Annotated in this window: 10 protein-coding genes; 2 read left to right on the forward strand and 8 right to left on the reverse strand. The window is 44.9% G+C overall.

Annotated features, from left to right (window positions below):
- Positions 1-172 precede the first annotated feature (172 nt).
- The 7 genes from QWZ17_RS09335 to QWZ17_RS09365 form a co-directional block, all read right to left on the reverse strand.
- The gene (locus tag QWZ17_RS09335) at positions 173-1,912 is read right to left on the reverse strand and encodes an OmpA family protein (protein ID WP_290304912.1); all 1,740 of its coding nucleotides are present in this window, start codon (positions 1,910-1,912) and stop codon (positions 173-175) included.
- Positions 1,913-1,916: 4 nt separating this feature from the next.
- Positions 1,917-2,903 (reverse strand): PorP/SprF family type IX secretion system membrane protein, encoded by a 987-nt coding sequence (locus tag QWZ17_RS09340; RefSeq protein WP_290304913.1) that lies wholly within the window; start codon positions 2,901-2,903, stop codon positions 1,917-1,919.
- A complete protein-coding gene (locus tag QWZ17_RS09345) occupies positions 2,900-5,428 on the reverse strand; it encodes a T9SS type B sorting domain-containing protein (protein WP_290304914.1) in 2,529 nt (842 codons plus the stop codon). The genes QWZ17_RS09340 and QWZ17_RS09345 overlap by 4 nt, the downstream gene beginning before the upstream one ends.
- A gap of 259 nt (positions 5,429-5,687) precedes the next feature.
- Positions 5,688-5,846, reverse strand: coding sequence for a hypothetical protein (locus QWZ17_RS09350; protein ID WP_290304916.1), 159 nt, complete (start codon positions 5,844-5,846; stop codon positions 5,688-5,690).
- A 70-nt stretch (positions 5,847-5,916) separates the two neighbouring features.
- Positions 5,917-6,792 carry an AraC family transcriptional regulator gene (locus tag QWZ17_RS09355; RefSeq protein WP_290304917.1) on the reverse strand — a complete coding sequence of 292 codons (876 nt, stop codon included), beginning with the start codon at positions 6,790-6,792 and terminating at the stop codon, positions 5,917-5,919.
- Positions 6,793-6,997: 205 nt separating this feature from the next.
- Positions 6,998-8,098 carry a glycoside hydrolase family 2 TIM barrel-domain containing protein gene (locus QWZ17_RS09360; RefSeq protein WP_290304918.1) on the reverse strand — a complete coding sequence of 367 codons (1,101 nt, stop codon included), beginning with the start codon at positions 8,096-8,098 and terminating at the stop codon, positions 6,998-7,000.
- Positions 8,099-8,116: 18 nt separating this feature from the next.
- A complete protein-coding gene (locus QWZ17_RS09365; protein ID WP_290304920.1) occupies positions 8,117-8,935 on the reverse strand; it encodes a phytanoyl-CoA dioxygenase family protein in 819 nt (272 codons plus the stop codon).
- 439 nt (positions 8,936-9,374) lie between these two features.
- On the opposite strand from QWZ17_RS09365, the gene QWZ17_RS09370 reads away from it, so the two are divergent.
- Positions 9,375-10,871, forward strand: coding sequence for a TonB-dependent receptor (locus tag QWZ17_RS09370; protein WP_290304921.1), 1,497 nt, complete (start codon positions 9,375-9,377; stop codon positions 10,869-10,871).
- A gap of 6 nt (positions 10,872-10,877) precedes the next feature.
- Positions 10,878-11,570 (forward strand): ribose 5-phosphate isomerase A, encoded by a 693-nt coding sequence (gene rpiA, locus QWZ17_RS09375; protein ID WP_290304922.1) that lies wholly within the window; start codon positions 10,878-10,880, stop codon positions 11,568-11,570.
- A gap of 8 nt (positions 11,571-11,578) precedes the next feature.
- Here rpiA and QWZ17_RS09380 read toward each other — a convergent pair whose 3' ends face one another.
- Entirely contained in the window at positions 11,579-11,770 is a 192-nt protein-coding gene (locus QWZ17_RS09380) for a hypothetical protein (protein ID WP_290304923.1), read from the reverse strand.
- Positions 11,771-12,117 lie beyond the last annotated feature (347 nt).

The raw sequence follows: 12,117 nt of genomic DNA on the forward strand, positions 1-12,117 counted from the left end.
ACTATATATTCAAAAGAACGCGTTCAAACCCCTCTTTCCGCGAAGCGAAGAGAGGGTGACAAGCGCAGCGATGTCGGGTGAGTCTTCTACGCAATGCATATTCGCCCTGTAAAGTCGCGAATAGATGCTTCGTTCCTCAGCATTACAGAATATAGAACTTTAAATCCAAGTACTACTGCACCACCTTAATCTCCGTCCTCCTGTTCAATTGATGATCCGCTTCGGAGCATTTTACGTTATCGACACATTGGTTTACCAGGTTGCTTTTGCTGTAACCTTTGGCAGCTATCCGGGTGATGGCAATACCCTTTTTAACCAGGTAAATAGCCGCGGCTTTTGCCCGGCGTTGCGATAGGGCGAGGTTGTAAAGGTAAGACGCTCTTGAATCGCAGTACGACGACAACACCACCCTTAAACCGGGGTATCGCTTTAAAACGTCGGCTAACTTATTCAACTCTGCCGCGGCATCGGGCCTGATAAATGATTTATCCAAATCATAATAAATGATGCCGGTGGTATAGGAGCCAGGGACGGGAAGCGAAGAGCCGGGTGCGGGCGCAGATGGTTTTCCTGAAGTAACAACGGTTCCTGGCGTTAACGGTTTAATGATTTTGATACTGTCTTTTACAAACGCGAACTCGTAAATATCATCGTTGCCCTGGCCATTTTCCCGGTTTGATGACAGGTAGCCACTGGTGCCATCACGGGTAATTAAATTAAAATCGTCGCTGGTGCTGTTAATGGGATATTTTAGGTTTTTAGGGGAAGTCCAGTTTGCTTTGCTGCCTGTGGCTGCGTAAATTTCATAACCGCCCATACCGGGCAACCCTTTTGAAGCATAGTATAGTGTAACGTTATCATCAACAAAAGGAAAATTCTCTTCCTCTTTGGTATTTACCTTATTACCGCAGTTAACCGGCTTGGCCCAGGAGCCATCGCTCTCTTTCGCACAATACCACAAATCTGTTTTGCCAAAACCACCCGGCATGTCCGAACTGAAATACAACAGTTTACCATCTGTTGATAGCACCGCATTACCTACCGAATATTGCTTAACATTGTTATAGGCAAAACTGCCGCAAATTACCCAGCGATCATCCTTTTTACAGGCCGTTACCAGTTGCAGGCGGCGGGTATAAAGCTTTTGTCGCGTAACCTTATCTATAGGGAGATTTTTTGAAGCGGTTTCGGTACTCAGGGTGATATACGCGGTATCTCCCCCGGCATTTAATGCCATAGGCCCAATATGGTAAGCGCCTTTAAATTCGGGATTGTTCCCCGCGTCAAGGATCAGCTCTTTGGTTTCTTTGGTATTTAAATCGTACTCATATAATCTAAACCAGCTATTACCGGTGCGGTTGTCTGTTTTGCCATCGCTGGTTTCCCTGTCGGATGTAAAAATGATACCTGTTTTGCCATCGTAGCTCGCGCCCCAATCGGACGATTTGGTATTGGCGGCCGTTGTGTTAGCTACCTTATAACCTGTCGACTGCTTCATCCAAACCATGGCCGAATCGCAATCGTTTAGCTTTAGCGCCAATGCCCCGGCATCGTTGGTAAAATAGATTTTGTATTGTTGTTTTGCCTGGTCAAACTTTCGGTTTCTCAGCAACACCTCGGCATAAAAATAGTGACTTAACTTTTCTGCTTTGGGGTTGGCTGTGATTCGTTCGTACCATTGCTCAGCTTCGGGGTATTGGTTAATGTAACGGTAACAGCTGGCTACGCGCTCGAATAGTTTTATATCGGCATTTTTGCGGTCGGCCAGTTTAAGGTATAGTTTCAGGCTTTTGAAATACTCGTACCGGTCGAAAAGTTTATCGGCCTGCTGCTTAATGGATAGCTGCTCCTGCGCGGTAAGCGCTTTAGCTGCCAGCATGATCCATATGCAAATGAGTATAAACTTTTTCATGAGCTTAAAAATATCGCGGACTAACCTCACGCCCGTTTTTATTAGGGAAACTTATGCTCAGTGAAAGCTCGTGAGATCCGCTTTGTGAACTTGCCAGCTTGCTGGTTGTAAAATCGTACGAGTACCCTAACCTGAAATTATCGCTAATATAAAACTGCACAATGCCGGCTACAGCATCAGTTTTATCCAGGCTGCTTTGCAGGTTGCTTTTATGCCAAAGATCAACCCCTGTACGGTATGATGCACCAATCCAGATGCGTTTGTTGAACACTACGCTACTACTTACATCCATATTGGTTGGCCCTTTAAAATCTTCCTTGATTAATATGGATGGCTTTAAATCTATCGACTCATTCAAGGGAATCATGGTGCCGCCAGTTAAATAAATGGTGCGCTGTTGTTTATATTGCTGCAAATGATCAATAGTATTACCCAACCCCGAAAGCAGGTTAAATACCGATGCGCCAATGTATACGTTGGGCGTGTAATAATAGATGCCGAACCTGATATCGGGCGTGATGTTACTTTGAGTGCCTGCGGGGATATTGGTATCGCCATCATCGGTAGCGTTAAATTTGGTACCGTCTAACCTATACTGTATAGCACCCAACCCTATACCAAAACACAGGCGTTTGGTATCCAGTTCATCCAGCCGAAGCCGATAAGCATAATTTGCATAAACAGATGATGTGCTCTCGGGTCCCAATTTATCAAACGTAGCTATCAGCCCCAAGCCTACATTTTGGTTGGTGGTATTGGTTAAGCCGTCCACGGCTACCGTACCGGTTTTAGGGGCATCATTGATGCCTACCCACTGGATGCGGCTACTTAAATTAAGCGTCCAATCTTCCTTGTAACCCGCATACGCCGGGTTTACCGCGAGGCCGTTAAATACATACTGGCTAAATTGTATGCTTTGTTGCGCCTGTAGTTTCAGGGTGATAAAAACCATGGCTGCCACCAGCAGATATATTTTAATTACCTGCCTCATTTGCTCAATTTTAAAAACACCCATCCTTTAAGCGGCGTAACCTCACCGGTATGCTCCTTCCTATTCAGGATGTAGTAGTAAGTAGCTTCGGCAAGGCCGCTGCCGTTCCAGTCGTTTTTGTAATTATCGGCCCGGTAAACTTCATTTCCCCAGCGGTTAAAAATGAGCAACTGTGAGCCAGGGTAACTTTCTAAGCCCACTATTTTAAACACATCGTTTTTACCATCGTTATTTGGGGTGATGATGTTGGGGATCTGTAGGTCGGCCGAGATCACTTTAAGCACTATCGTATCGGCACAGCCGTTTACATTGGTATATAAAAAGTGATACAGGCCCACCTTATCAAGCCCGGTTATAGTGGTAGTAGCATTGGTTGCGCTGGTAATTATTGCCGGCGATGCATCACCGGCTACCTGAGTCCATGTACCTGTACCGGTTGCTGCCATAGTTGCCGGGGCATATTGAAATATGGTTTGATCGGGCCCGGCGTTTGGAGCGAGGGTTACATGGATGATATTGGTTTTAATATTATTACACCCTACGCCGGATGGTAAGGCATCGCACTCATTAGCCGCATCGGTGGGTACGGCGGAATCTGGGTTGGTGGCGTCGGGATCGGTTACATCGGCGGGGCGTAACATTCCAGCCGTAACAGAAAGATCGCCACTCGCGGCAGGCGCTATATTACCGCTGACGGTAAAAGTACGCGTGGCGCCGTTGGCAATATCGATATTGGCACGATAGGAGTTTGCTGCAACCGTACCGCCCGACGAGGCTGAAACACCGGTGGTTGATACACTGGTAATGGATACGCCGGTTAGCGTTGCCGGGAAACCAAAGCTGAATTGTCCTCCGCTCACATCATCCGGCCCGCTATTTTTAACCACAACTTTATAAACAGCTACCTGCCCCGAACAGGCGTCCGAAGCGGTGACGCTTTCCACCGAAAGATCGGCCTCCCTTGTTTCAAAACTTACCGAGCTAAAAACCGGTTTACTTTTAATATAACTCCAGGTATCAATACATTTATTGTTGCCAAAATCGGCATCATTAAGCGGGTTTGTAGTTGGGGTACCCCACTTGTGTCCGTTAACGGCGCTGCTTAAACCACTAAGGTTTTTCACCGGGTTTGATGGTGTACCTACTACGGTTATGGGGCTATCATCCCAATACAATGTGTCGTTTGGGGCAAAAGTGCCGTTAATGCGTGTAAGCAACAATCCGTTCACGTTACGCTCCACATCAAAAAACGGGAAATGTACTTCGCCCGCGGTTGTGGCTATGGTAATACTGGTTTGGAAAATGCCACTGGTTGCGGGTACTTTATTGCCATTACCATCCAGCCCATCCCAAAAAACCTGGTTATCACCGGCATTTGCCTGGCCGGTTAATTTACGGTCGACAGCGTCTGTATAAACTCCGTTTTTATTAATATCGAGGGCGATGAGATAGGTACCGTTACCGGTTATATTAAAATTAAAGTTACCGCCCAAGGGGCTTGTCCCAGCCTTGCCGGGCGTACCTTCTGCACCGGTAAAGGTTACATTACTTATTACCGGCGCAACTGGCGCCCGCAAAAGCCATGTGGTGGTGCTACCGGGCGTATTCGCGGTTTCGGGCAGGTCGGCGGCGGGTGTATTGAAAAATATTTTCTGAGTGATATCGGTTTCGGTATCTGCGGCCCGTGGGTCCTGCACGTTGATGTTGGGGCTTAGTCCGTTTATACTTTTGTAAGATGCCTTGCCATCATCGCCCCTGAAACCCTTGTTATTTACAAAAAAGGTAAAGCCATTACCGGCCTGTCCGTTGTTGTTGAGGATGTATTGGTAACCATCTTTAGTAAGGATATGAAATATAGCATTGAAACCCACATTAAACGTACCTAAAATTCCCGAGAACACTTGCGTATATGCCCTGCCGTTAACAAAAGCGGTATTGGCGGCATTGCGCACAGATATATCAAAAGCGGTAATGTATTCTGCCGCGGGTTGGGTCCAGTTGGCGTTGGCGGGCACCGTGGGTGGATTGCCGTTCAGGTCGCTACCCAGGTTTTCGGCAATAAAATCTATTTCCCAAACGCCATCCTGCCCTGCCAAAACTTTTTGTATGAAGGGTGTGTACCCCCCGGCATTAGGCAGCGCACCCGCCTGTTCCTGCGCCCGGTTTTGTATCAAACCCACTGTAGTACTGGTGCCGCTGGTATACGTATTACCATCCGGCGACCTCAGGTTTATCGTACCGGTACTTATACCCTGGGCGCTTGAGCCTACGTAAATACTTTCGCCCGCTTTTACATAAACCTTCATGGTGCCCAACGTTGGGAACGGGAACGACGCGTTATTTAAAGTATTGCTGGAGAAAAGATAAGCACGACTACCACCACTGGCGCTAAGCTCCTTGCTGCCCTCGGCCAATAAATTATTGGTGATGAGAATTGCCCCAAACGCCACAAAAAAGCATTTGGCTACCAACAACCTGAGGCGCGGATAAATATTTAGTGAGGTGAAGGCTGTGCTTTGCAGCATGTATTTGTGTTTACAACGCTGTAAGTTATAAAAAGGAAAGGAATTGGGGAGAAAAAAAATTGGGCAGTATTTTGTGTAGCATTTTTTTTCAATTCCCTACTAACGGGATTGGGTGCGGCTAAAAATGCGGCAATGAATAGTGGATTAAACCCCTTCCTCCCCTTCCCCAAGGAAGGAATCGCACCTCCCCTCGCTCTTTTTATAAGGTTTTAAACCGATCGTTATAGTGAACAGCTTTATAAATGAATGCTATTAAACATTATAGCTTCCGCTTGTGCGCTACTTTTTCAATTTTATCGGGGAAATAGCCATCACGCCCCATAAAATAAATCCTTCTTAACCGAACTACTTCTGCTAATCTTTCGGATGGTGTTTTATTTAGCCAGAATTCCACATCGAGGCGATCCTCTTCTTCCATCTTAACATGGTTAACAACCATAGCCATTTTTCGATTTTTCATATTGATTTCACACTACAATTATTCACGATTACTCCAACCCTAACCCTTCCAAATGCTCTTTCCGATAAATCAGTGGGCTTTTCCCTGTATATTGCTTAAACAGTTTGTGAAAAAAAGCAACGTCAGAAAAGCCGCTATCCAGGCTTACCTCTGTAGCATTTTTGTGGGTCGATATCAATTGTTGCATGGCATAATGGAGGCGATAGTTTGATACCGCTTCCATCAGGGTTTTGCCGGTCATTTTTTTGTAGAACTTGCAAAAGGCGTTGGGCGTCATGCGTGCTACTTCGGCTGCTTGTTTCAGGCTTATCTTATCCCTGAAATTATCAATAATAAAACCCTGTATGGCATTAAGTCGGTGGTGCTCAATTGCCGGCGAATGATAGATCACTGCCTCGGCGTTTAACAACTCATATGATGTTGCAGCCGTTAGCTTATCCAATATCTGCAACAAAATGATAAGCCTTTTAAATGGCTCATCAACCTTGGCCATGCTCAACATCAGGTTAATGATACCGCTGGCTTCATCGCCGGTAAAATGAATCCCGTGCAGGCTTTTATCTAACAATTGGATCACTTTCCAGGCGGCCTGCTCTTCAAAAAAACGCGTACCCAAAAAAGCCCTGTCAAACTGGATCACAACCGACCTGGCATTGATCTCACCCTCACGTAAAGTTGTCTTCCAACAGTGGGGTACATTGCCCCCCACTAAAACCAAATCTCCTTTTTTGTAGGGCGACATGCTATTGCCCACAAAGCGGTTTCCCTCCCCCTTCAGTATAGCGGTAAGCTCATACTCCGGGTGAAAATGATAGGGCGATGCAAACTCATCCTGTTCAAATAACCTATACAGGAAAGTGCTTTGGCTTTGGCCGGTAAGTGTTTCTAATGTAGGTTTGATCATGGGTTTGTTTATTTTAACCTTTCAATAGTTAAGTCGTTAACGTACCAAAAACGCTAAAGTACCGTCATTGCGAGGTACGAAGCAATCTCTACACAGGCAGTTCAGCCCTAAAAGTTAGCTCTGTAAGGTTTCGAGATTGCTTCGTACCTCGCAATGACGCTTATATTTTGAAGGGTGCCTGAGCACCACAAATAAACCAAATAAATTATTTATGCTGATGCTCCGCAATATATTCCTTGGTCTTAGATTGATCAATAAACAATTTGAGGGAATCGATCTCGGCCTGTTTGTAAGGTTTAAAATCGCCGTAGTACAAATCGTGCTGCCAGATGGTTGGCTCAGGATCGCCGGGGCGGTGGCCCCATGGTAAATTGGTTTGGGTTTTGCCATTTACCAGTCCCCATAAATTGCAGCCCACTTTATATTTATAAAACACCGGGATAATTTCGCTTACTATTGATTTCCAGGGGCGGTTCATCCACTCGGTATTAATTATAGGGCGTTTATACTGCTGTAGTTTTTCAATTTGATTGATCACAGTTTGTTTATTGCCGTAATCATGGAAACTTATTACATCCACATTATCGGTAATGATAGCGTTAAGGCGCGGGTTTTGATCAAAAATATCGATGGTAAGCGGTTGTGAAGGGTCAATTGTACGTGCCCAAACAATCACCTTTTTTAGCAACGGAAATGTGGCCGAACCCAAACCACCATTGGTAGGTTCGTTGTAAAGATCCCACATCAGGATGCGATTATCATTTTTAAACCTGCCTATAACCTCCTTTACATATTTTTCCAGCTTAGGATGCGTGGTTGAATCGGTAACCATGGTATGCCCCGGGCTTGGCGACCAGTCCCAGGCATACCAACCTTTTAATGGCTTTGGCTGCACCCCAATTTTAGGATCGTTATAAATACCGAAAGAACAATCATCAAACAAAGCCGGGATAAATTTAATATGGTGCTTATCGCAAATAGCCATAAACCTATCCAGCGTTTTCAAAAAGTATTTAGGATCATCGGCATAAACAGCGTATTGCAAAACCGCACGCAGGGAGTTCATGCCCGATTGCTGAGCCAGCGCGAGCTCTTTATCAATAGCCACAGGATCAAACGAGGTTTTATCCCACATGGCGGTGTAATTAATGGCATAAGCCGGAATGTAATTGAAGCCGCAGTACCAGGGCTGCTGGTTATACCAGGTCCAGATACGCTCTTCTGACCAGCGTTTGCCCACTGTTTGGGCGAAGGTTATGGTACCGCAAAGCAATAGCATTAAGAGTAAAAATGTCTTTTTTATCATGAGGAGTGGTAATTAATATTAATAAACCAGTGGGTTAAGTTTTGAATTGGCTAAGTCGCCGGGGGGCAGTCCATCGAGCCAGCGGTTACGGTCGTTTTCCTGGTGTTTGTTTTCAGGTTCGGTTATGTGTGCGCCATCGGCATAATAAATAATTGTCATTACTTCACGGGTGGTAGTTGTGGAGCTATTCCCCGGCGCGTTATGCAGTGTCCAGCCGTAATGCCAGGTAGCATCGCCGGCCTGCATGGTTTCGGCGCGTTGAATTGGATAATCTTTAAGGCGGATATACTTTTGCAGTGCCGTTTCCGATTCATCAGAGATGGGAATATTTTCGGCAAAACCATCTTTATGTGATCCGGAAGCAAAAGTGAGCATGCCCAACTCAACATCAATATCTATCAGCGGCATCCACATGGTAACTGTTTTAAAGGTATCCAGCGGCCAGTAGTATTGATCCTGGTGCCAGGGCGTAAAGCCACCGCCCGGCTCTTTAAACAAGGCCTGATCGTGGTATATCCTTACATGCTCAACGCCCAGCAAATCGGCAGCAATTTTAGCAAAACGTTTGGCCAGAGTAAACTGCCTTACCTGCTCATCGGTTTCCCAAAGGTTCATGATTTGCAAAAAAGCTTTGCCGTAGGTATCGCGATCTTTCATGTCACGGGTTTCGGTATTGTACCTGTAAGCAGCATCGCGAATGGCATCGCGATACCAGGCTACTTCATCGGCTTGTAAGATATTTTGAATGAGCACATGCCCATCTTTCCTGAAACTATTGATCAGGTTATCATCAACCGTAATAAGGCTATCTAAAGCCGGTGTTTTCGACGAGATCATATGGTTGTATTTTGGTGTATAATGGGTTAGTAACCTTGCTGTTGATCCAGCATTACAAAACAACCTTATTAGTCACTTTTACGGCTTATAAAAATTATTCAATGAATGGTAAATATTATCCATAAAGTAAAATATTTTTATAAATTAAGCATATATGAACCGATGATCGGAGCAAATTTCGCAATCACTTAGCTGTGTTTTAAATATCAGGGGATTGCCGATAAAGCCCAAAAACACGCTTACAATTTGCCGACAAACCATTCACAATTGTTAACAATTTGTTAAGCCCTAAGCCCAAGCTTATATCGTTATCAAAACAAAAAACCGCTTCCCTTGCATTTTTACTAATTATTGACCACAGATTTCATAAAAAATAGTATTTTTAGACAACTTTTCTGACCAGGGTACCGGCAACGGTAAACTATTAATACTTAAGGGGATGAATGCAATTCACAACAAGGATATTGGGACAAAACAAAAGGCCCTTGCCATTAATCTCGACCCTAAAATATACGGATCATTCGCTGAAATTGGTGCCGGACAGGATGTGGCCGCTAATTTTTTTAAAGCCGGAGCTTCGTCGGGTACTATCGCCAAAACCATGTCGGCCTACGATATGGTGTTTTCTGATGCTATTTACGGGGTACAGGCAACACGCCGGTATGTAAGCGAAGCCCGCCTGATTTCCATGCTCGATCATGAGTATGGTTTGCTTAACGAGCGCCTTGCCGCGCAACGTGGCGACTCAACCACCTTTTTCGCTTTTTCTGATACCGTATCGGCGCTTAACTATAATAAAACCAATGATGGCCACGGATGGATGGGCGTGCGCTTTCAGCTGGTACCTAACGGGCCGTTCAATGATGTGGTTATCCACGTTAACCTGTTAGATAATGATACCAACCTGCAGCAGCAGGCGGTAGGTATATTGGGTGTAAACCTCATGTATGCCTGTTTTTATTATAACGAAATTCCACCCGTGTTTTTGTTGTCGTTGATGGACAATTTATCAAGGGACAGGATACAGATAGATATGATCCGGTTTGAGGGCCCGGATTTTACCAAAGTTGATAACAGGCTGATGAGCCTGCACCTGGTTAAATACGGCTTTTCTGACGCTGCCGTATTTGGCCCCGATGGCAAAAACATGCAGCCTACCGAGGCCCTGTATAAAAAACATATTGTAGTGATCCGTGGTCGTTTCCGCCCCTTGATCAATTTACATATGGATATGCTTAACACCGGTGTAAAACAGTTTTTACAGGAGCCCGATGTTGACAAAACAAAGGTGGTGGTAGTAACAGAACTTACCCTGCAAGCCCTAAAAGAGCGCAACGCCGATTTAAACGCCGATATTGACGAGAAGGATTTTCTTGACCGGGTTGACATCCTTTGCTCGCTTGGGCAAACGGTAATGATTTCCAATTTCCACGAGTATTATAAACTGGTAGCTTATCTTTCAAAAATCACCAGGCTTAAAATAGGCATGGTACTGGGTTATCCTAACCTCGAGTACATTTTTTCTGAAGAACATTACCAGGATTTACCGGGCGGTATTTTGGAATCATTCGCCACCCTGTTTAGCCGTAAGGTTAAATTGTTCATATACCCTACCCTGCGCGATGGCACCATATTTAACTGCCTTAAATTTTACCCGCCGCCGCATTTGATAGATTTGTACCGTTACCTGATAGCCAACAATAAAATTGAAGATATAAGGCATTACACCGAGGGCAACCTGCATGTTGATACCGATAAAGTATTGGAATTAATTAAAGAAGGCGCCGAAGGGTGGGAAAGTTACGTACCTACAGAAGTTGCGGCAATAATTAAAGACCGTTGTTTGTTTGGTTTCCATTGCGAAGTACCGGCAGATACCGAAACAAACACCACCAACGATAGCAATACGAAACCGGCGGCTTTAGATACTGTTTAATTTATCATGACCGATCTTAAACTGGAAGCCGCCAAAGCAGCCTTACAATATATAAAACCAGGCCAAACCATTGGCCTGGGCGCTGGTAGTACCATTGCGTACCTTGTAAATTTAATAGCGCAGCAAGCTGAGTTAGCTGAAAGGCTTACTTTTACATCATCATCATTTAAAACAACCAATCTGCTTGCAGACAAAGGGCTGAATGTAAAAGCTCCTGCCCTGCTTAAACACCTGGATATTTATTTTGATGGATGCGATCAGTTTGATACCGAACTAAACGCGCTGAAAAGTGGCGGCGGTATCCACACTACCGAAAAGATCCTGGCCTCCATGGCCACCGAATTTATACTCCTTGGCGATGCAGCTAAGTTTTCAACCCAACTGGATACAACTTACCCACTGGTTATTGAAGTTTTACCTGCCGCGCTGCAAATTGTGCTTCATCGTTTAGCTACTTATTTCCCCGGCGCTACCATAAAACAAAGGATAAGCACCCAAAAAGATGGCGCGGTAATTTCTGACAACGGCAATATGCTGGTTGATATTTATTTCGATAAGCTCATTCCGCTCAATGAATTAAACATCAGCATAGGCATGATCCCCGGCATTGTGGAACATTCCCTGTTTTACAGGATGGCTGCCAAAGCCATCATAGCTGGTGACGATGGCGTTAATGTAATTACCCCGAGCCATCAATAATTAACGCTTTATTTTTCAAACTTATCCGGGTTTACTTCGGGTTCTATCAGCTCATCAGGTGGTAATTCCTGCGGAATGTTTTCGGGCGCTTCCTCGGGTGTAACCGGCTGGCCGGGATCTGTTGGCTGCCCTATCTCCGGATTCTTGGGATTTACGGGCATTTCGTCCGGCTCTACGGGCATGGTTCTTTTCTTGCTCATACCTTAATAACCTTTTAAAAGCGCTAATGGTTTTGTTTTATACCTTTTTAAAGCCAGTAAAAAGATCATCATTGCGAAGAGTTACGACTAAGAAATGATGATTTGGATATTTATACAAGCATTGCCTTTGAACGCTGGCGAAGACTCACCCGGCTACGCTCCGCTGGCCACCCTCTCTTCGCTTCGCGGAAAGAGGGGTTTGAATGCTGTTTATTAGATATTTATAATAAAATATGAACTTTTAAAATCCCTCTTTCCGGCGCAGCCGAAGAGAGATTCTGTGTTAATTATCAAATAATTTTTAATTTTGTTTTATTAAGGCGGCTTTATGCCAGCCTGTTTAGGGC

It is taken from the genome of Mucilaginibacter flavus, from assembly GCF_030409315.1.
In the GTDB taxonomy this organism is placed as follows: Bacteria; Bacteroidota; Bacteroidia; order Sphingobacteriales; family Sphingobacteriaceae; genus Mucilaginibacter; species Mucilaginibacter flavus.